General features: G+C 36.1%; 15 protein-coding genes and 3 pseudogenes. 6 read left to right on the forward strand and 12 right to left on the reverse strand.

The genetic code is table 11. From position 1 onward, the window contains the following. On the reverse strand, positions 1-1,272 hold a 1,272-nt coding region (locus tag F6K40_RS08865; protein WP_293134317.1), incomplete at its 3' end, for a tetratricopeptide repeat protein. 893 nt (positions 1,273-2,165) lie between these two features. Here F6K40_RS08865 and rpiA point away from each other — a divergent pair. From rpiA to F6K40_RS08880, 3 genes and pseudogenes are all read left to right on the forward strand, one after another. Continuing rightward, positions 2,166-2,501 (forward strand): annotated as a pseudogene (gene rpiA / locus F6K40_RS08870) (ribose 5-phosphate isomerase A); the annotation flags it as partial. Between the two features lie 711 nt (positions 2,502-3,212). Next, positions 3,213-4,952 carry a group II intron reverse transcriptase/maturase gene (gene ltrA, locus F6K40_RS08875; RefSeq protein WP_365670747.1) on the forward strand — a complete coding sequence of 580 codons (1,740 nt, stop codon included), beginning with the start codon at positions 3,213-3,215 and terminating at the stop codon, positions 4,950-4,952. A 190-nt stretch (positions 4,953-5,142) separates the two neighbouring features. Beyond that, positions 5,143-5,520: pseudogene (locus F6K40_RS08880) on the forward strand (ribose-5-phosphate isomerase A); the annotation flags it as partial. 312 nt (positions 5,521-5,832) lie between these two features. Here F6K40_RS08880 and pirA read toward each other — a convergent pair. Beyond that, positions 5,833-5,997: an arginine synthesis PII-interacting regulator PirA gene (gene pirA, locus F6K40_RS08885; RefSeq protein ID WP_293134418.1), complete on the reverse strand. Its 165-nt coding sequence runs from the start codon at positions 5,995-5,997 to the stop codon at positions 5,833-5,835. A 395-nt stretch (positions 5,998-6,392) separates the two neighbouring features. Between pirA and F6K40_RS08890 the strand changes: the two genes are divergently transcribed. Both F6K40_RS08890 and F6K40_RS08895 read left to right on the forward strand, forming a co-directional pair. After that, positions 6,393-6,536 carry a hypothetical protein gene (locus F6K40_RS08890; protein WP_293134320.1) on the forward strand — a complete coding sequence of 48 codons (144 nt, stop codon included), beginning with the start codon at positions 6,393-6,395 and terminating at the stop codon, positions 6,534-6,536. Between the two features lie 599 nt (positions 6,537-7,135). Beyond that, positions 7,136-8,713, forward strand: a complete 1,578-nt coding sequence (locus tag F6K40_RS08895; RefSeq protein WP_293134409.1) for an NAD(P)H-quinone oxidoreductase subunit N — start codon at positions 7,136-7,138, stop codon at positions 8,711-8,713. Between the two features lie 740 nt (positions 8,714-9,453). Here the strand turns inward: F6K40_RS08895 and F6K40_RS08900 are convergent. Both F6K40_RS08900 and F6K40_RS08905 read right to left on the reverse strand, forming a co-directional pair. Next, positions 9,454-9,888 carry a hypothetical protein gene (locus F6K40_RS08900; protein WP_293134322.1) on the reverse strand — a complete coding sequence of 145 codons (435 nt, stop codon included), beginning with the start codon at positions 9,886-9,888 and terminating at the stop codon, positions 9,454-9,456. Positions 9,889-10,525: 637 nt separating this feature from the next. Then, positions 10,526-10,681, reverse strand: coding sequence for a hypothetical protein (locus F6K40_RS08905; protein ID WP_293134325.1), 156 nt, complete (start codon positions 10,679-10,681; stop codon positions 10,526-10,528). Here F6K40_RS08905 and F6K40_RS08910 point away from each other — a divergent pair. Continuing rightward, positions 10,680-11,855 (forward strand): RRXRR domain-containing protein, encoded by a 1,176-nt coding sequence (locus tag F6K40_RS08910; protein WP_293134328.1) that lies wholly within the window; start codon positions 10,680-10,682, stop codon positions 11,853-11,855. The two genes, F6K40_RS08905 and F6K40_RS08910, sit on opposite strands and share 2 nt — an antisense overlap. A gap of 212 nt (positions 11,856-12,067) precedes the next feature. On the opposite strand, the gene iscB is transcribed toward F6K40_RS08910, so the two are convergent. The 8 genes and pseudogenes from iscB to F6K40_RS08955 all read right to left on the reverse strand — a co-directional run. After that, the gene (gene iscB / locus F6K40_RS08915; RefSeq protein ID WP_293134331.1) at positions 12,068-13,372 is read right to left on the reverse strand and encodes an RNA-guided endonuclease IscB; all 1,305 of its coding nucleotides are present in this window, start codon (positions 13,370-13,372) and stop codon (positions 12,068-12,070) included. A gap of 1,645 nt (positions 13,373-15,017) precedes the next feature. After that, positions 15,018-16,283 (reverse strand): SUMF1/EgtB/PvdO family nonheme iron enzyme, encoded by a 1,266-nt coding sequence (locus F6K40_RS40715; protein WP_365670753.1) that lies wholly within the window; start codon positions 16,281-16,283, stop codon positions 15,018-15,020. Between the two features lie 27 nt (positions 16,284-16,310). After that, on the reverse strand, positions 16,311-17,990 hold the full coding sequence (locus F6K40_RS08930; protein ID WP_293134334.1) for a hypothetical protein: 1,680 nt from the start codon (positions 17,988-17,990) through the stop codon (positions 16,311-16,313). A 173-nt stretch (positions 17,991-18,163) separates the two neighbouring features. Further along, complete coding sequence (locus tag F6K40_RS08935) at positions 18,164-18,313, reverse strand: hypothetical protein (protein ID WP_293134337.1); 150 nt, start codon at positions 18,311-18,313, stop codon at positions 18,164-18,166. Between the two features lie 107 nt (positions 18,314-18,420). Continuing rightward, complete coding sequence (locus F6K40_RS08940) at positions 18,421-18,567, reverse strand: hypothetical protein (RefSeq protein WP_293134340.1); 147 nt, start codon at positions 18,565-18,567, stop codon at positions 18,421-18,423. A 190-nt stretch (positions 18,568-18,757) separates the two neighbouring features. Beyond that, entirely contained in the window at positions 18,758-19,324 is a 567-nt protein-coding gene (locus F6K40_RS08945; RefSeq protein WP_293134343.1) for a Uma2 family endonuclease, read from the reverse strand. Between the two features lie 247 nt (positions 19,325-19,571). After that, the gene (locus tag F6K40_RS08950) at positions 19,572-20,996 is read right to left on the reverse strand and encodes a hypothetical protein (protein ID WP_293134346.1); all 1,425 of its coding nucleotides are present in this window, start codon (positions 20,994-20,996) and stop codon (positions 19,572-19,574) included. 415 nt (positions 20,997-21,411) lie between these two features. Continuing rightward, positions 21,412-21,726: pseudogene (locus F6K40_RS08955) on the reverse strand (aspartyl protease); the annotation flags it as partial. Positions 21,727-22,348: the final 622 nt, after the last annotated feature.

Raw genomic sequence — 22,348 nt, forward strand, 5'->3', positions numbered from 1 at the left:
AACCAAATTGAAAGTAGCAGATTGAATCTCATCTTCTCCATCTGCTGCTGGCAAATTTAAGATTTTTTGGGAAAATTCTAACTCTGGTTCTTGATATTCAAAAGTTGTAACTTTATCTGTTTTTTCCAGATTTTCTTCTCCTGAATCTGGGTCAGGTAAATTATCAGAAATATTCTCAAAACTCTCGACTTTTTGGTTAGGAACCAAATTGAAAGTAGCAGATTGAATCTCATCTTCTCCATCTGCTGCTGGCAAATTTAAGATTTTTTGGGAAAATTCTAACTCTGGTTCTTGATATTCAAAAGTTGTAACTTTATCTGTTTTTTCCAGATTTACTTCTCCTGAATCTGGGTCAGGTAAATTATCAGAAACATTCTCAAAACTCTCTACTTTTTGCTCGGAAATCAAATTGAAAGTAGCAGGTTGAATCCCATATTCTCTATCAGAAATAATAGCTCCCCTATTTTGTTCTCCTGTAAAATTTTCCTTCTCTATAAAATTCGTTGATTTTTGCGGAATTACTGAATCAATGTATTCCTTTATATTCTGATTATTCTCCCGTGCGAATTTTTGCCATTTAGCGAATAATACCTCCAATTCCTCCTCAGTAGTTTCTGGTTTTAGTAACTTATATAATTTGTCAAAAGCTTCCCGATAATTTGGTTGAATAGACAAAGATTTTTGATAATAATCAAGAGCAGATTCAAGATTTGTATACAGAGCAAATACCTCTGCCAACTTGAAATAAACTTTAGGAGCTTCTGGTTGAATTTGGAGCAACTTTTGATAACAATAAACCGCTCGATCAAATTCCCCTATATAAGCAAATACATTTCCTAACATCAATTGTACAGATGTCAACTTTGGATTAATCTCCAAGGCTTTCTGATAATTTAAAATAGCTAAATTAAACTTCCTCTGTTTATAATAAACACTGCCAAGATTAGCATAAACTTCTGCAAAACTTGGCTGAACTTTTAACGCCTGATGATAAGTATTAATTGCCTGTTCAAATAAATTCTGACTTTGAAAAATATTCCCTAAAGTCAAATAAGCAGAAGCAAAATTTGGCTGAATTTTAACTGCTTCTTGGCAAGCGGAAATCGCTGCATCAAAATTTCCTTGCATCAAATATACTTCAGCTAACTTCTTGTAAGCTTCCACATAATCTGATTTAATACTCAAAGCTTTTTGATAAGCAACCATCGCCGTATAAAGTTGTCCAGAATCTTTCAATTGATTGGCTGTATTGAAATAATTTTCAGCTAACATTTTCTTTGCAAACCCTGATAGCGGTAATACTTGAGACTGCACCTAATTTTTTGTTGATTTTGGTAATAAGAATAGAACTCTTGCAAAAGTTTTAATTAAATTAATTCAAGTTCTGAAATCAACAATTTTATCCCCCTATTCCCTATTCCCTAAAAAAAGAATTTTTAGGATATTTTGAGCTGTGTTTTGTGTAAGCATTCAGCTATTAGCGGTCAGCTCTCAGCTTTTTAATAATGGGAGGTAGTTTTAGATAAATATAGATTTTAACAACTTTTGTAGTAAGATTTTATTCTAGTTCAATTAATATAGCTTTAAACCTATACCAAAAATAATAGCTGATAGCTAATAGCTTCAGGATGAATGCTTACGGTTTTGTAATTCTAAAAACATTAAAACTCTACACTGAAAGCAAATGTGGGCCGTGTGGGTACGTAGCGTTAACTTCATATTCTCTAGACTCTAACAAGGAGTAATTTCCCATCCCAACTGCTTCCCTAAACTTAGATTCATATGATGATAACTTCATTACCAAAAAATAAAGTTCAAAGCCTTCCCTTTTAAGGAGATGAAAAAAATATTCAACTCAGTATTTCAATCCCAATACTTTAGTCAGAGGTACTGATAACTGATAACTGATAACTGAAATGACCTCTGTACCTATCAAGCCATACTTCTTTTTTTAAAAAACCCATTTGTAAAGCCAGAAAAGATGTCCAAATTTCTCGATCCTTTTAGATAAATTCTGCTTTTAAATTCTCCTCAATCTTGAATTGTAGCCATTCAATTATCATGGTATTTGTAGCAATAGAGAAAAAAGCATACTTGACTTTAACCTACCAATTAGTATAGGTAAGTTAGATAATGCTGATAATTCGATCTGGAGTATTGAAGGTATGATAACAGAACAAGACCCCACTAAGTTAATGAAACAGCAAGTCGGTAAAGCTGCTGCTGACCGAATAAAATCTGGAATGATAGTAGGGTTAGGCACCGGTTCAACCGCTGCCTACATGATTCAATTTTTGGGGGAACGTCTCCAAAGTGGACAACTTAAAGATATTAAAGGTATCCCCACGTCCTTCCAGTCAAATGTATTAGCTAAAAAATATGGTGTACCATTAACAACTCTTGATGAAGTTGACCACATGGATATTGCCATTGATGGTGCCGATGAAGTTGACCCACAGAAAAATCTGATTAAGGGTGGTGGAGCTGCTCATACTCGAGAGGTGCGACTCGTTGGCCACTAAACTAGGAGACTAGGTATAAATGGCCGTTCCAAGTCAATACATGAGGAAAACCTCGACTTGTGAATAACTCTTATTGCCTTGGTGGTGAAATTCCATCTGCCCTGTTGTTGGGTTAACAGCATAGGCCACGGAGTAGAGACTGAACATCAATCTCCGAAGCTGGCCTAAAAGCGGGAAAATACCAGTTACCTAGGAACGATACCGCAAGCAGAGGCTGACAAGTGGACGAACAGGAAGTAATCAAACTCTCGTGATATGGAACCATCCCAAAGGTAGCTATGGGATGTAGGACGAAAGTCAGGGGGTCAATGGACAATCTTATCTCGCGGAGATTGTCAGCAATCATACCGAACCCTCCGGGAGATTTTGCCTCACTAAATCAGTCGTAATAAAGGAATAAGGGAACGAGGAAACCTCTCTAAGACACCTAAGAATATAGGTCGATAACTTAGGAAGCCATTCAAGGTCAATCTACACTCATGTTGTAGGTCTTAGGGAGAGTAGGATTGGGTAAGAAGCATACTAATTAATAATTAATAATTAATAATTAAGAGCGGACGAATAAGAGTAAATATTCAGTATCTGAATTGCTTAGTTTTTCCTAAACTCTAATAATTATTCATTGTTCATTATTCATTATTCATTGCTGACGTACCCACTGTTAGACGTAATGTAAAGTAATAATTAGCGATGAATAAAGCTAAGACACTAAAAAGACGTTTAGGAAACCCTAAACCATTTTTAAGCGTGGCATGGGATACAAACGATATACCAGACCCAGTATGTATCAATCCAAATCTTAAATGGAGAGATATTAACTGGAAGAAGGTAGAAAAATTTGTATTTAAGTTGCAAAAATTAATTTACAGAGCATCCAGCCGTGGCGAAATCCGCAAGATGCGTAAATACCAAAGACTTCTGACCAAAAGTTATTACGCTAGGTTGCTAGCTGTTAGGCGTGTGACTCAGGATAATCAAGGTAAGAAAACTGCTGGAATAGATGGTATTAAAAATCTTCCTTCTATGCAGAGATTTAACTTGGTAAGTCTATTAAATTCACGTTACCTCAAAGCAAGCCCGACCCGTAGAGTCTGGATACCAAAACCAGGGAAAGACGAAAAACGCCCGTTAGGCATTCCTACAATGTACGACCGAGCGTTACAAGCCTTGGTGAAGTTAGGTATGGAACCAGAGTGGGAGGCACACTTTGAACCTAATAGCTATGGTTTTAGACCAGGACGGTCAACATACGATGCCATAGAGGCAATCCATATAAGCATCAACCATAAACCAAAATATGTATTAGATGCTGACATATCCAAATGTTTTGACCGAATTAACCACGATGCACTGTTGGGAAAAATTGGTCAATCACCTTACAGACGATTAATCAAACAATGGTTAAAATCTGGGGTATTTGACAATAAACAATTCTCAAACACTGTGGGAGGAACGCCACAGTCCGGGGTGATATCACCCTTACTAGCAAACATCGCCTTACATGGTATGGAAAAATGCTTAAATCAACTTGCTGAATCTTTACCAGGAAGAAAGCGAGATAATAAAACAGCATTATCCTTAATACGCTATGCTGATGACTTTGTTATCCTACACAAAGACATCAAAGTAGTGCTACAAGCAAAAGCTGTGATACAGGAATGGTTAAACCAGGTAGGATTAGAACTAAAACCAGAAAAAACCAAAATTGTCCACACCTTGGAAGAGTACGAAGGGAATAAACCAGGATTTGACTTCTTAGGATTTACAATTAGGCAATTTAAAGTTAAGTCAACCGAACAAGGGTTTAAAACGTTGATTAAACCATCCTCCAAGAGTATAAAAACTCACTATCGGAAACTGGCGGATATGTGTGACAAGCTTAAAACCTCTACCACTAAAGCTTTAATAGCTAAATTAAATCCGGTAATTAGGGGATGGGCTAACTATTTCTCAACTGTGGTCAGTAAAGAAATATTCAGTAAAATGAATATGCTTTTACTGAAAAGACTATGGGGATGGGCAAGTAGAAGACACCCAAAGAAATCTGCTGAATGGGTTAAAGATAAGTATTTCCCTCGTTGCAAAGAAACCAGAAATTGGGTACTTAATGACGGCGAGTATATACTTAACCTGCACTCAGATGTGCCTATTATTAGGCACATAAAAGTTAAAGGTGTTAAATCCCCTTATGATGGCGATTGGACTTATTGGAGTAGCAGAATCGGCAAACACCCAGGCGTAAGGAAAGAAGTCACAATGCTGTTAAAACGGCAAAAGAATAAATGCGCATTTTGTGGGCTAACCTTTAGTCCGTCTGACCTTATGGAAGTTGACCATATAAAACCAAGGTCTAAAGGTGGTGACAACACATATAAGAATAAACAATTGTTGCACCGACATTGCCACGATACAAAAACTGCCTTTCAATAATGAATAATGAACAATTAATAATGAACAATTAATTTGTTTTTAATTATTAATTATTAATTATTAATTATTAATTAAGGCAAGGATGTACCCATGACAAGGGACGTTTAGGAGAGGAGCCGTGTGAGGTGAAAGTCTCACGCACGGTTCTGAAGACGAGTCGGGTAGGGTAACTTGCCTGGCTTAGTTTAACAAAATTGTGGACTGTTTAGCAGAACAGTTTATTGTAGTAGTAGATAGTTCTAAATTAGTGGATAAATTGGGTTCTACCTTTTTATTGCCAGTAGAAGTTATACCTATGGCAATAACTCCTGTGATGCGGGCGATCGAAAAACTGGGGGGTAAACCAGAATTACGGATGGGGGTGAAGAAAGCTGGACCTGTAGTGACTGATGAAGGTAATCTGGTTGTTGATGTTAAATATGATTTTATTGATAATCCCGCCGAGCTAGAAAAAAGTTTAAATAATATTCCTGGCGTTTTGGAAAATGGTTTATTTGTAGGGGTTGCAGATGTAATTTTAGTAGGAGAAATTCAGGATGGGCAACCAATAGTTAGGGAAATTTCGTGACAAGTAATAAGTCAGAAATCAGAAGTTAAACTTTGACTCTAACTGAATATAGAAATCTCCACCCAAAGAGGGAGTAGGGAGAAATAATTGATTATTTCTGTACGATCATTGATTTTCTGTTTTTATTATTGGAGATGTCTAATACTTATAAATAAAAATATTAAGCCAAGCTCCACAATAAAACATCAATTCTAGGATATTTAAGTCTTGATATATAAAACCCGGTCTCTAAACGAGACCGGGTTTTAATGCAACTAATAAACATTAGGGAAAATTACTATTAGCTAAATTTCATATTCAAGAGTACTGATTTTAGTTTAGTAATTGTCTTTCTGCTTCCAAGATTTTTACTAAGTTTTGATTTCCTTTGGCTCTAGCTGCTTCCAGGCGATGAGCCAATCTTTTTTCTATATTGGCTCGATGAACTTCGTTCAACTTAACTAGGCTTTTTGGGGTATTTCTGTTCATTATGGACATTTTTTTATCTCTTTTATTGTATTGCTTACATTTTTAATTTAGCACGCATAGCAAACATCAACCAGTTTAGGTGTTCAAAACGAACAATTTTTATCAGCGAATATCCAAACAGTACATAATATTGAAATACGCTAAACTTCCTATATTTGTAGAAATTATCAAAAAAAATCTACAAAAAGTAACTGGAAAATTATCTCTATAAGAAAGCATTACAAATGTATAATAATCTTTATTTATATTGTTTTTATCTAGTTTGAATCTTAATTTGTACTTTTAAAATTCTGGGTTTACTTGATTAAAAGCCTATTATTAAGAAATATTTTTGAGCAAATATCGGAGATTTTTATAAATACCTATATTCAACCTAAAGTAATTAGTTTAAATTTTATTAAGAAATGATTTGGAAAGGAAATATGGGAAGTGTGGGGAGTGTGGGAGGTGTGGGAGGTGTGGGAGGTGTGAGGAGTGTGGGGAGTGTGCATTGGAATTATAGTTTTAGAGTTTATGAAGTAATTGGACTTTGGGATTTTTTACACTGAAAATGGCTTCAAACCCAGTATTGGCAAGGGAAATACCTGAACTTGCTTAAAATAGCTGTTTGCTCCGCATTCCGCAGAAAAACCTAGATATATCAAGAAAACGTCTAATCTCAGGTAAAAATATTGCTGTATAAGGGTTTAACCTTATTTTTAACCTGTTTTTTCCCAAAGTCCAGCTACAAAGATTTATCCCAAGGTTCAGCAACGCCAGAAAACACAAATATTTCCCAGTATTACTTCAGGAGTTATAGATACTGATAACTAATAACTGAAATGACACTTTGCCAAGTAGATAGGCAACATTCAACGTAAAATAATCGCAGCAAGTAAATTTTTTAAAACGCCGACTGACTCTTGTCCTCTCAGAGTCAATACATAGAGATTTCCCCATCATTTTCCACCTCAAGAAAAATTCTGAGAAACTCCACTAGATTCAATAGCTTTTCTCCAGAAAATAAAATTGGCCAGGCACTGATTAACGATCATTACCTAATAAAAAACCAAAAAATCTCTAGATACACGTTACAATCCTCTACTGTAAAGCATTATGAATTAGCCAAAATTCTTAATTACACGAAAATTTCAAATTATCTAAAATGATAGATTTCTCTACCATTGCAGCCCAACTTAATGCAGGCACTATTCTTCCAGAAGGAATAGTTATTATTACCCTGCTGGTAGTTCTCGTCGGAGACCTAATAGTGGGGCGTAGTTCTACTAAATGGACTCCTTATGCAGCCATTTTTGGTCTCTTCGGAGCAATTGTGGCCTTATATACTCAATGGGACAGTACAAATACCATTGGCTTTTTAGGAGGCTTTAATGCTGATGCCCTTAGTGTTATATTTAGAGGCATTATTGCTCTATGTGCAATTACTACTATATTGATGTCGATTGCATATATAGAACAAACAGGTACTCCACTAGGAGAATTTATTTGCATTCTACTCACTGCTACTTTGGGGGCAATGTTTCTTTCTGGAGCAGATGAGTTAGTAATGATTTTTGTCTCTCTCGAAACTCTGAGTATCTCCTCTTATTTATTAACAGGTTATACAAAACGTGACCCTCGTTCCAATGAAGCAGCATTAAAATATTTACTCATTGGAGCTGCTAGTTCCGCCGTTTTTCTCTATGGCATTTCTCTACTCTATGGTTTGTCTGGTGGAGAAACTCGGTTAACAGCGATCGCCTCTAGTATGGCGAATGGTTCTGGTGGTGGAGTTTCCCTAGCTCTAGTCATTGCCTTAGTATTTGCTATTGCAGGTATTTCTTTCAAAATTTCTGCCGTTCCTTTTCACCAATGGACTCCAGATGTTTATGAAGGTTCTCCTACTCCAGTGGTAGCCTTTCTTTCAGTTGGTTCTAAAGCAGCAGGTTTTGCTCTAGCTATTCGTCTTTTAGTCACAGCTTTCCCATTAGTTTCGGAACAGTGGCATTTTGTATTTACGGCCTTAGCTATTCTGAGTATGGTATTGGGTAATGTAGTTGCTCTTGCTCAAACTAGCATGAAACGTCTACTTGCTTACTCATCTATTGGACAAGCTGGTTTTGTAATGATTGGTCTTTTGGCCAATACTGAAGCTGGTTACGCTAGCATGATATTCTATCTGCTAATTTACCTATTTATGAACTTGGGTGGTTTTACCTGTGTGATTCTATTTTCTCTACGTACAGGTACAGACCAAATTAGCGAATATGCAGGGTTATACCAAAAAGACCCACTTTTAACATTGGGGTTGAGTCTTTGTTTGTTGTCTTTAGGTGGTATTCCTCCACTTGCAGGTTTCTTCGGTAAAATTTACCTGTTTTGGGCAGGTTGGCAAGCTGGATTATATTGGTTAGTTTTGTTAGGATTAATTACCAGTGTGGCTTCTATTTACTATTACATTCGTGTGGTAAAAATGATGGTAGTAAAAGAACCACAAGAGATGTCGGATGTTATCAAAAATTATCCTCCTATTCGTTGGAACCTTCCTGGTATGCGTCCTTTACAAGTAGGATTAATTGTGTCAGTTTTGGCAACTTCTTTAGCTGGAATTTTATCTAATCCTTTGTTTACTTTAGCTAATAATTCTATTGCTAAAACTCCCATGTTACATTCGGCTTTAGTTCAAACTGTTGAAACTAATTCAGTGGCAAATAAAGTAGATGTTTCTTTGTCTGCAAAAAATTAGTTTGATTGGTTTTTAGGAAGTGAAGTTCAGGATGAGAAATGTTCGACTCAATTAAGTCGAGCATTTTTTATTTACCTTTTTTATCTACCTTTTTTATTAATCAAAATAATTTGGATAATTGGGTTGAAAACCCCGCCTTTGAAGGGGAAATATTTCGGGAAGGTTCTCAAAAGCGCCTTTACAAGAACAACTTTTGACTACTGACTTTATTTCCGAGTTACTAAAAAATCAGGTCTCTTGCCTCTCCTTTTAAGGGTTTTAAGGGGATGAGAAAAATTAATTTCCTTATTTTAAGCCTCTGGGTTGGTGTTGCTGAAATGTAATGGTCAATAGCTGAAGGTAACATTGTAAAATATACTTTTTTCGTGTTTTACTTAATCTAAAAATCATTACCAATCAGCAACGCCCTGGGTTCATCCAGAGGTACTGATAACTGATAACTGATAACTGATAACTGAAACTACCCATCCCATTTTTTCAATTATTTGCCCATAAATAGGGATGGGATTTAAATTTAAAATTTAGTTGCTGAGATATAGGGTCTCTCAGACTAACAAGGTACACCTATCTTTATTTCTATTCTATTCCCTATCCCTTTTCTCTATTCCCTAAAAATTACGAATTTTGTACCTTAGCAGTATGGGAATTGCTATATATAATTATCCTTGAATAACCACCTTAATTTTTACTAACTGACAAGTTGATAAATAATCGTATCAACTAATAGAAAGTGATAAATACTATGCTAAAACTTTGAGTTCTTCTGGTTTCACAATGACTTGAACTCCTGAGTTGACTTTAATATGCCACATACCGTTAGGTAATTGATTTAGTAATTCTACAGGTTTACCTCGATCTACTTCTAGTTGTTCGCTCGGAGAATTAACTAAAACAACGGTGGTTGATGATTCTTTTGAAGATTTTAAATTAGCAGATAATGGAGTTGTTAAAGTAGAAGAGTTTTCTGAAAGAGTTGCTAACTGCATCCTTAGTTGGGTTAGTTTTTTTTGTAGTTCTTGATTTTCTTGTTGATATTGTTGTGCTTGTACTGTTAGTTCTTGATTTTCCTGAGTTAATCTTTGAACTTCTAGTTTTAATCTCTGAACTTCTACACATTCGTCAATACTAATATTACAAGCTTTAGCTATAACTTTTTTAATTAGAGGGCTGTACATAATTTTTCAAAAATAAATTAGAGTTAATTGTTTTAATGGAGAGAAAAGTTATCCTTTGGCTTCACTTCTCTTACCTATTCCTATGATGTTCTATTTTTCCTCTAGAGTATGTGACCCCTTATCGGATTTTAATGTGATTAAAATCACTCTAAAAATCATAGGTATATTATGGGATAATTTTCAAAGAGAAAAACATTTCTAGTTGATAGTAATTAATACTTAGATAAGTTTTTTAGCTAAGTATAACTCCTTCTACTTCTTTTACACTTCTTAATCCGGGGAAAAATTAATTGAAGTCAGTAAAATAACTTATTTAATCAATAATTCGTAGATCCCCTTCCTCTTGAAAGTTAAAATATTTAATAATTTTTCCACATATTATCTTTTTTGTCAACCTAATTTTGGGTAGAGAATTTTTATATTTAATGTAATATAACCTACAGTTAATTTTACTACTTCCTATTGCAGATACTATCAATTTATAAGACTTTATTTAGTATTTTGTTAAGGCTTATCTTTTTAGATGTATTATTGAGATAATCCCCTATTTTTTGTGAAATTAAGCTAGGTGATATTATCAACTTCTGCGGGCTGAAGCCACGCAGCTTGGACGGCCCAACGTCTAACTAAGAGTTGGCTAGACTAATAAGCCAAAAACGATAACACCTCTAGGTATTTCCCTAGCCTGGACTATTTGTTGGTTTCCTTGGGTGGAAGCACTGCGTAATTGCAGGACACAACGTTTTTGGTAGTAGACGGGACTCACAACTATTTCTAATAGGATTATCTCCATGATTAGAGTACCAGTTCAAAATCCTGATGGCTCACCTGCAATGCCGACAAAGGCATCACGGGTACGTCGTTGGGTAAAACAAGGAAAGGCAACTGAACATTGGAACGATGCAGGTTTGTATTATGTCCGATTAGTTGCCGAACCATCAGGTCGTGAAACTCAAAAAATCACAGTTGGTTGCGACCCTGGGAAAAAATATGCAGGAATTGCGGTTCAGTCTGCAAAGTTAACTCTCTATACTGCACATTTGGTTTTGCCGTTTGACCGTGTAAAAGAACGGCTTGGCTCTGCTGTTATTAAACAAGGCAAAATAATTAAAAATGTCAGAGGTCGAGCATTACAACGTCGGGCGCGACGGGGGCGAAGAATTAACCGAAAAGTACCTTTTAACCAACGTGCCCATCGGCAAAAGCGATTTGATAATCGCACCAAAAAAGGTAAATTATCTCCATCTATTCGAGCATCTAGGGAAATGGAAATTAGAGTGATTACTGAACTTTCTAAAGTTTTCCCTATTAGCAAAATTGTTTATGAACTGGTTAAAGCTGATGTAGATTTAACCAGTGGTAGAAAAGGAGCGCGCTCTGGTAAAGGATTTTCTCCTGTGATGGCGGGGCAATATTTTTGTGTAGAAAAGCTTAAATCTATTGCACCAGTTAAAACTATCTATGGCTGGCAAAAAAACGGTAATGGAACAAGTCAAATTCGCAAGTATTTAGGGTTGACCAAAATCCAAGATAAAAAAGCTCAAACCCCCGAATCCCATGCAGTAGATGGTATAGCTTTGGCTGCAACTGAATTTATTCGATTTGGAATAATCCCAAGAATGAATAAAGATATCTATACCTGGAAAGGCTCTGTTAACATAACTCAATCTGTTTTTAGAGTAATAACTAGACCTGCTTATTTCCGCCGTGCCTTGCACTTTGATAATGCAGAAAAAGGCGGTATCCACAAGCGCAAAGGAGGGACAATTACTCCTTTTTACGTTCGTTATGGCGATAAAGTAATTGCAGAAAAAGCTGGAAAAACTTACATTGGATGGGTTGGGGGTTTTGCTGATGCCAAAGCCAAAAATATCAGCGTTTACGATGTAAATTGGAAGCGAATAGGACAATTTTCTCCCAAGAAAGTTAAACTAATTCGTCGGTCTAATAAACTTTGCGTTGTTTAACTTGCACTCAGGTTAAAACCTGAGTTTCGCTACGCGACATGAAACGCCTTTTCTCCACGATGCAAAAAAGACGTGGAGAAAAGGCTCTCAACTACTTCTCTTGATGTTTACCTCCAAAAAAATAAATTTTAACTTTTATTAATAAAGGTCAAAGTCAGTTTAGTAGGGTGGGAAATTGCGCTTACTACAAACTACGGTTGAACTGTTAAGTTTTAGACAGCATTTTCTTCGACATTTATGCACAAATGTGGACAAAATGTATAGGTATAACCGTCTTTTTTATGTACAACCTTTAATTTGCTCACATGAACACTTTTTGCTTTTTGTCCTGGTACTGTAAAGTTAAAACTATTCGATTTTGATCGAGGATTAACTCTACCAACTTGTCCAGTTTCAATATTCAATGCTAAATCTCCACTATTCCAACCTTTGATTGGTTTGAGTGGGTTGTATCTTATGGGATAGCCGTATTTATTTACCGCAGCTTTTTGCCTACCCCCTTGGCCCTTGCAAATTGCTAATATTGCCTGTCTGGTTTGGAAATTTAACTTGTCAACAACACCTACACAAGCTGCATCTATGCAGTGCGCTTTTGGTAGTTCCTGTTTGATGCGGTTAAATTTAGTCCGACCTCCACTAGCTGTCTCAACTTCTAATCCCATTGTTTTGAGAGTGTTAAACAATTTCCACTTAGTAGAGTTAACTGCTGCTGCATCTTTTAAAGGTGCTTTGGCTTGATTGCCTATTCGCTTTAATAACTCGGGTTGACCAGACAAAAAATCTTTGACATCTTGATTACCTTTTGCTTGATTGCACTTGGTACAGGCTAAAGTTAGGTTGCTAGCGCGGTCTGAACCTCCTTTTGACTTTGGGTAGATATGTTCAACCTGCAGAGGTGTGTCTGTTTTTCCACAATAAGCACATTTTCGATGCCATTTTTCCAGTAGATACTCTCTCAATTCATAACCCGCCAATTCTCCTTGTTGATACTCAGTACCAGAAATTTCTGGATTTTGTATCAATTGAGTATCAAAGCGAACCAGTTCCATTGAGATTGACTCAATCGGACAAAACTTAATTAATCGTTTGACCCAAGTCATAGTAGTTTCAACTCTGTGGATTAGAGAGGGCGCTAACCAACCAGTGGGCTTCTTTTTGTTAGGTAATCCTGGTTTACGGTATCTGAGGTTTTTTGTCCTTCTAGCTCTCCTTCTTTGAGAACGCTTGGAGAGTTTTTCTGAGATTAGGGAACCTCGATGTTGGATTTCTAGCATCCATATCACCTTGTTTCCTTCTAATAAAGCCATCCCTGTAAATTTTGAGCCTGGGTCAATCTTGAGGGTTAAAGTTGTTTTTGCAACTGTTTCAACAGCTTTTTTGAGAATCAAAGTAAACGGAAAGCGTCGCCAGACAGCAGCTAGACCCGAATTTAACAACCTACGAGCAACAGAAGGCTTGCAAGGTTGCAATGGTTTTTTGTTTGTATCTATGACGAAAACGTAATTGGTATTAGACATTGTGGTGTCTATTCCTGTTCAGTAAAGTGTTCCTCGATCATGTTGGCCAGGCTTATTCATGCTCTAAACACTATCGGTATCAAACCTACTTCCGATTGGCGCTATTAAACGCTGTCCTTAATTTAGAGCGACCAACACATAAGCTGGAGTTCACTTATGGTGGTCGTGACCTGCCAACGTAGTCAGTTAAGACTTGATCTGCAACCTTTGAGAGACAATTCCTAAAAATGTCTAGGATTGCCTAGGTTTTTCAAAGGTGTTAGATATTATATTGCGCTGTAACCCATCGTTGAGTAGTAAGTCCAGTAGTGGAATGTTTCATCTTCAATGTTATAATAGCAAATTTTTAAGAAATAACTTTCTCTAGCTACAATGACAAATCTAATGCACTATTTTAGCTGAAACAGTGCAATAGGCTAGAATAAACGATGTGTTATACTTCATTTTCATGTCCCGCAGGGAAACGCACTCTACTAGACCGATACACTAATTTTTCTCCCTTCCTGTTATGGCAGTTTGATAGATTGTCTGTTTTGTGGTAAGCGAAAGTAAGAAGTTTATATCTATCATATATAGAAGTGGCTAATGTTGGGTTTCGTTCCTCAACCCAACCTACTTTTACTGGTTGTCTGGAAAGCGATGCTTTTTTCGACGCGCCGTTTTTTTGGAGTGCTTCAGAGAATGTTTGATTTTGATTGTTGTCTGAGAGGCGATACTTTTTTGGAGTGCTTCATAAAATGATTATTGCCTGGTTTTCTGAGAGGCGATATAGCTGCCGCTAGGCTCCGCCAACGCTATACTTCTAAGTTTTTGTTATAGGTTTGTGGTTTTTAGTTTGAAAATTTAAAATTTTGTCAGAGGTTGATAACAAATCAGGGAAAATTTTGCCTGATTTGGTTAACGAGGTTTCAATATTTTCAGCTTTTTTCCTCAATTTTGTGATATTCTCAAAGAGAGTATTATCCAAAGGATTGTTATTGCTTAATTAGATTTTAAAGCTGGAAATGCTCATTATATCGTTGTTTTGAGAGGAAATTTTGTTGATTTTTTATGCCATGAATGACTAATTTTTCTCCCTTCCCGTTATGGTAGTTTGATAGATTGTCTGTTTTGTGGTAAGCGAAAGTAAGAAGTTTATATCTATATATATATTTAAGTGGCTAATGCTGGGTTTCGTTCCTCAACCCAACCTACTTTAAAGTCAGGTGTCAGTTTGGATAGAGATTGCTTCGGGGCATTAATATAGAAAACCCAAAGCTAAGTTTTTTCCCATCCCCTCGCAATGAAAACTTTACTGTCATTGCGAGGGGGAATATTTCACCATTATTTCTCACGCTCTACCAAAAATACCCCCGAAGCAATCTCCAGAATTTGATGAAAAACCCCTAGCAAGGGAGCAAGATGCTCCGACTGTTGCCTTGACCAAAATAATTACAATAGACCACCATAATTTTCCACTACTACCAAAAGCAATCTCTAGAATTTTGGGATGGCTTTCCGATGGAATGCTTCACAAACATTCCTTGCCATGACAAGTGGGAAAATATCGTAGGGGCGGGTTCCACGTTAAGTTAATTAGTCTCAACATTGAATCAGATGAACCCGCCCCCAAGGGAAAAGGGGAAAAGAATAAAGTGGAAGAATCCTAGGAACGAGAGACAGACGAGACAATCCGAAAACCCACATAGAAGAGGTGGAAGCTCAGAAGGTTGTTGTTACGCCTAGCACAACGGCAATTCCTAGAATTGTTGCCCCAGGAACCGCCACGGAGCAGTCGCTTACTATTATCTCCCGCAGTTTCCCAAGCACTTCCGTCGGTAGGCGCTCCATTATAATCACCGTGCCAAACATCTAGACACCATTCCCAGACATTCCCGTGGATATCGTATAAACCAAAGGTATTGGGAGGAAAACTTCCTACATCTGTTGTTTGTCCTATTTGATTTTCATAGTTAACTAACTCAGACGTTATAGTTTCTCCAAAATAGAAAGGAGTAGTCGTCCCGGCACGACAAGCATATTCCCACTGACTCTCACTAGGCAAAGTGTAAATTTTCCCAGTTTTCTCAGATAGCTTTCCACAAAACTCTGTGGCGTTATGCCAGCTTACATTTTCTACTGGGCGACTTCCTCCTTGAAATTTAGAAGGGTTATTTCCCATAATGGCTTGGTACTGGTTTTGAGTAATAGGATATTTACTCATATAAAAAGGTTGGAGAGTAACTTGATGTTGCGGACTTTCATCACTTTCTTTTTGCGCCTCATTTTCTGGCGAACCCATGAGAAAACTTCCCCCAGGAATATAAACCATTTCTAATTTAATTCCATTACCCAAGTCTGCGATTTTTTGCCTAGCACTTCCCTCGACACGATTAATAATTTTCCCAGAGTTGTTAACAGTAACTACCTCAAAAGTAAAGAGTTCCCCTTGCAACTCCCGCCGCCTTTTTTCCTCTTCTTGCCTTTCCCTTTCTTCCTGCCTTTTTGCCTCCTCTTGACGTTGAATTTCCTGCCAAACACCCAGAGCAACATCTCGATTTTTCACCGCCTCATTCAAACCCAAATTTATTGCCCGGTTATAATCATCAACCGCCTGCTGATATTCTCCTAATTTAAAGTAGGCATAACCCCGACAATTATATGCCTGAGCGTGAGTAGCATCTAACCCTATAACCATACTCAAATCTTCAACCGCTTCTCGGTATCTTTCCAACCGAATATAAGTCAAACCTCGCCGATAATAACCATCGACAAATTCAGAATTCAAATCAATAACGTAGCCAAAATCAATAATCGCCTCCTGATATTTTTTCAGATTAAATTTCTTAATTGCCCGATGATAACAAGAATTTATGACACTCAACTTTTTCTCCTTACCCAAACCAACCAAACAGCGATTAACCTTAATCACAAATTCCCGATCCAGAGGCAGTAAATTTTAAGCCACCATATCAAACTTTTCCTTGCCATTCTCCACAGAAAGATAACGAGAATTTAGCCAAGACTCCAAGGCAAAATCTAACATTTGTTCTGCAAAAGAAGAATTAGATAAACCAGTCAAACCAAAGGCAATATCCGCAGCAAATTCAGGTACTAATTCCGAACGGTCTTTTGCCATAGCTCTGAGACTGCCAATATAACTTTCAACTACCATTTGAAACAGGTCATCTGCCAGACGTTTATCTACAGAAAATTCCGTTTCTAACTCCGGCAATAATTCTGGCAACCTCGGCAATAAGTTAGTGTGAATTAAGTAATGGATGTCAGTAAATAGGGCAGCAATAATATTATGATATGCTCCTAACAAAGCCGAGAATTTGCCAAAGTCTTCGCTATTAGTTTTGTAGTGACGTTCAAATTCTATTCCAGCTAATTTGTCTTGCTCAGACTTTCTGTAAATCTGCAAATTTAAAAGATTATCACCTCCATATTCTTGATTTATTTCTTGTTCACTCATGCCTTTCGCCAAGAGTTTTTGTTTAACATTCGTTTCCCAATGTAAGGCACGTTGAATAGCAAATTCATAGAGAACTTTCGGATAATGCAAATGAGAAATTATAGTTTTGTAGAAAGGATAAATTTCTTCTCCGCCACTCCAATAAGCAACTCGGATATTAATCAAATCTCCATCTACTTCAGATTCCAGTAATATTATTGGTTCAGATTTTAAGCGACTAAATATAGTTGTAACCGCGCTACCTCCAGCAAAACGACTACTCTCCCAACCGTAGTCTATTAGTTTTGTAGGTCGTTGTTCGTTTTCTAGAGGATAGTATTTTTCAAGAAAATTTCGCAAGTGTTGGGAAAGACGTTTTTCTACTTCAGGAAATCCTGATTTAGAAGTTTTATTTAGATGTTCAAAACGGTCATAGTTTATTTTTGGAGGTGCGGGTATTATTTGTATGGGAACAGGATTTCTGCCGAGATGAGATTCGAGCATTTGCCGGACAGAATTTTTGATCGGCCAGTTTTCTAATTCTTTCATTTCTAGGGCAGCTTCTCGTTGATATGCTGCGATAAAAAATTGAGTTTCTCGGTTATATTGAGCAAGTTCTATTTGTAGTTGTTTTTGTTGTTGAAATAGCCATGCTTGAAACTCTTGATTACTTTTAGCTATTTGCATATCTACTGCTTTGATAAATTCTTGAAGTTTCCGATTTTCTTGGCATTGGTATGCGACGATTTTAGCTTGGAACTTTTGACGATAAGTTTCCAGGTCAAATTGTGCAGAGATTTGTCTTTCTTGTAATTCTTGTTGATGAGCAAAACGTTGAGTTTCTAACTCTCTTTGAAATGCTTGATTATTTCGTTGTAACTTTGCTTGAGCAGCAAAACGTTGATGTTCTATCTCTGCCTGAAACGCTTGATTATTTTGTTGTAAGTCTAGTTGAAACGCTTGATTATTCTGCTGCAACTTAATCTGAGACGTAGTACGCATATATTCAAGCTGAAGTTGAGCAGCTATTTGTTTTTCTTGTAATTCTTTTTGATGAGTTAGTCGTTGCCCTTCTAAATTTTTTTGCATTGTTCTACCAGAGGCACCATTAAAAGCATTTACTATTCCATTCCATGCCATAACACCTCCGCTAACAACTGCGGGAAGTAAATGTAAAACCATAATTTTTTTCCTTCTAATTTGAAATTTTTCCTATGCTCAAAAAGTTTAAGAAAAGTTAGGTTTCCTTTATCAACTCAACCTAAATTATCTGTCATTAGATAAGATTGCCATCTAATCTAAATGTTGGATTTTATTCCTCAACCCAACCTACATTATACGTCATTCGTTATATGTCATTGCGAGGGGGATGTTCCACCAGAATTTCTGATGATTATTTCCCACACCCCCGCACCAATCTCTAGAAATTTCTGACTCTCCATAAAAATGTAATTGTCGTTCCTCTCCATCACAGTAAAATTGTCATTACGAAGGGGATGTTCCACCAGAATTTCTGATGATTATTTCCCACACCCTCGAAGCAATCTCTAGAAATTCCTGACTCTCCATAAAAATGTAATTGTCGTTCCTTCCCATCACAGTAAAATTGTCATTACGAAGGGGATGTTCCACCAGAATTTCTGATGATTATTTCCCACACCCCCGCACCAATCTCTAGAAATTCCTGACTCGTCATAAAAATGTAATTGTCGTTCCTCCCCATCACAGTAAAATTGTCATTACTAAGGGGATGTTCCACCAGAATTTCTGATGATTATTTAAAATACCCCCGAAACAATCTCAGTCTCTAATAAATTACTTTTCTAATGTTATATCAGGCTGCATTAATTAACCAAAATACAAAAAGACAGTACAGATAATATAGTCATCTTTAGATGACTTAAGCTATTAGCCAAGGATTGAAATCCTTGGCGATCTTTATCATCCGCTTAAACCGATAAAATCTGATTTACCGTTAATTTTAACTCAGAAAAAGTACCAGAAATAATTAGATCCTCATTCTTAAATTCCTCCACTTCATAAAACCCATTTACCAAACTAAGAACAGATATTTTTTGTGCCTCAAAATCAACTATCCAATACTCAGGAATTTCTGTCACAGCATATTCCGATAGCTTAAACCGATAATCATCATCCCTATTACCAGGACTAACAATTTCTACTACTAAAATAGGAGCAGAATCTAAAATAGCAGTAGTCATATTTTTAAGTAATTCCGTTTGTTCAGCAGTAATAATAGTTAAGTCAGGAATGCGAGATTTATTAATAGTAGTTCTAACTCCCACATTTCCTGGCATTACCTGCCAAGGAGCATTTATCCTGATAATTTCTCGATAAAATTCCTTAAACAAAAAAGTCAAAATCAAAGCATGAATTCCACTAGCAGGTATCAAAGATATGAGTTCTCCATTAACTAATTCATATTTATTATCCGTACCATCTTGGTATTCCAAATATTCAGCAAAAGTGTAAAATTTTAGTTTAGTTTCAATCATTCATTTATCAGTTATTTAATGTTTGTAGTGCGGGCATCTTGCCCGCAATTGACCAAAAAATTTGGGTTTGTCGCCTCCTCTTTTAAGGGGATAAAAAGCGGTCATTTGTGGAGCAGTCCGTAGGATGGAATGGCGAAGTTTCCTCCCTATATTCAATCAACCAAGAAAAAATAATATTCCGTATTTCAATCCCAATGCTTCAGTCGGAGGTACTGATAACTGATAACTGAAATAACCTTCCCAAAAATTAATTTACGCCACCATAATAGGAACATAATAAATAGGCAGCACCACCAACTACTCCTAGATTTGTATGATGAACTTTAATGCCTCCATTATTATAAACATTGCCATTACTACCTACCCAACCAACAGCATGATTATGATTATCATAAACCTTACCATCTGTACCTGCATATCCTAGATAATTATAACCAGAATTATAAACTTCACGACCTTTTACATGACCTGCACAATAACCATTATGATTGTTAGTTGTATGTAAGTAAATATCACCTGAATTATTTATAGTTGTGTAAGGATATTGATCGGAGGATGAATCAAATTCCAAACGATGACTAGATAAACTAATATTTTGACTTTCAAAAGTATGAGAATTTAAACTTAAATTATTTTGCTCATGCTGAAAATTAGAAATTTCTGGCAATGGAGATTCAGAATTTACTCCAGAAAAATCTGTACCAAAATTTTGATGTTCAAATTGCTGCTGCTGATGGAAATTATCGGATGAAAAGTGATTTTGAGAAAAGTCTGAATTTTCCCCTAAACCCATACTTGAATTTTGATAGTCGAATTGCTCTTGCTGATGGAAACCATCAGTCAAATTCTGGCTTAAGTCTTGATTTATCTCATCCGAACTTGAGGAAAAATTATCATTATTAAGTAAACCAGAATTGTCACTCAGACTGTTATCTTGATTTGCCAAATTATCGAATAAAAAATTATTTTGAGCTAAGTGTGGATTTTCCCCTAAATCCATACTTGAATTTTGATAGTTGAATTGCTCTTGCTGATGGAAACCATCGGTCAAATTCTGCTTTAAATCTTGATTTATGGCATCCGAACTTGAGGAAAAATTATCATTATTAAGTAAACCAGAATTGTCACTAATAACCCTTTCTTGATTTGCCAAATTATCCAATGAAAAATTATTTTGAGAAAAGTCGGAATTTTCCCCTAAACCCATACTTAAATTTTGATAGTCGAACTGCTCTTGCTGATGGAAACCATCGGTCAAATTCTGGTTTAAGTCTTGATTTATGTCATCCGAACTTGAGGAAAAATTATCATTATTAAGTAAAGCAGAATTGTCACTAATAACCCTTTCTTGATTTGCCAAATTATCCAATGAAAAATTATTTTGAGAAAAGTCGGAATTTTCCCCTAAACCCATACTTAAATTTTGATAGTCGAACTGCTCTTGCTGATGGAAACCATCGGTCAAATTCTGGTTTAAGTCTTGATTTATGTCATCCGAACTTGAGGAAAAATTATCATTATTAAGTAAAGCAGAATTGTCACTAATAACCCTTTCTTGATTTGCCAAATTATCCAATGAAAAATTATTTTGAGAAAAGTCGGAATTTTCTCCTAAACCCATACTTAAATTTTGATAGTCGAACTGCTCTTGCTGATGGAAACCATCGGTCAAATTCTGGTTTAAGTCTTGATTTATGGCATCCGAATTTGAAGATAAATCATCGTTATTAAGTAAACCAGAATTGTCGCTCAGACTGTTATCTTGATTTGCCAGATTATCAAATGAATTGCTTATTTTGATTTTGTCGTTAAATTATAATTTTTATTATAGCGATTCCCATGCTGGTAAGGTATAAAATTCGTTTTTTTAGGGGGAAAGAAAACATAAAATAGGGAATAAAGAGTAGGATAAATTGAATAAAAATCTTCACTCTTTGCAAATGAATAGTAGTGTCGCTGGATGTTTTAGCAAAGTGTAACGCGCCATTTTTTTAGATAATTTTTAATTAATCATGGGGTTTGATAATCAATTTTTTACATGATTTTTAAATTAATCATGGTGCGTTACGGCTAGTGCCTAAAACACTCTAAAAAATTGTGAGATAAGTTTGATTAGAGCTAGTAGATAAAACTTTTAATTGTTGATTTTGCAAATCAAGTTCAATACTTAATGCTTCTAGTGGCAATACTCCTAATAAAGGGTCGTTACCTCCAGGAAGTTCTAAACATTCAAAAGTTCCTTCCCTTCCAAGTAGAGAAATTTTAGTATCTTGAAAAATGCGTGCTTTACTAACACCAGTAGCATTCATTACATCTACTTCTTTGAGAATTTCTAATCTTAACTGAGCGATCGCTTCTGGTAGTAAACAAAGAGTTGTAGCTCCCCTATCTACCAAAACATTCCTAAAAAAATAGAACGTACTTTGTCAGTCTAAGTTTTTATTATAGGTTTGTGATTTTTGGTTTAAAAATTTTAAATATTGTCAGGGGTTGATGATAAATTCGAGGAAATTTTGCCCGATTTATTTAACGAGGTTTCAATATTTTCAGCTTTTTGGTTCGGCTCTGTGATAGTCTGAAAGGATGAATAATCCAAAGGAGAGTTATTGCTTAATTAAATTTTGAGGCGTGAAACCCTAACTGTATCGTTGTTTAAAGAGGAAATTTTGTTGATTTTTTCTGCCATGAAAGACTAATTTTTCTCCCTTGCTGTTATAGCAGTTTGATAGATTTACCGTTTTGTGGTAAGGACGAGTCAGAGTTGATGCTTTTTTGGCAGTCTTGAGAGAATGATTAGTTGCTGGTTTGGGAAGTAATCGGTTTTTTAGACACGCCGTTTTTTTTGGGAGTGCTTCAGAGAATGTTGTATTGGGATGGTTGTCTCAAAGGCAATGCTTTTTTGAGAGTGATATAGGAGAATGCTTAATTTTGATAGTTGTAAGTATAGGCGATCGCTTTTTTGAAGGGTCGTTTTTTTGGGAGATAGTCGGAAATTTTGACTACCCATCCCTTCTGGTTGGGTGC

Source organism: Okeania sp. SIO3I5 (assembly GCF_010672085.1).
In the GTDB taxonomy this organism is placed as follows: Bacteria; Cyanobacteriota; Cyanobacteriia; order Cyanobacteriales; family Microcoleaceae; genus Trichodesmium.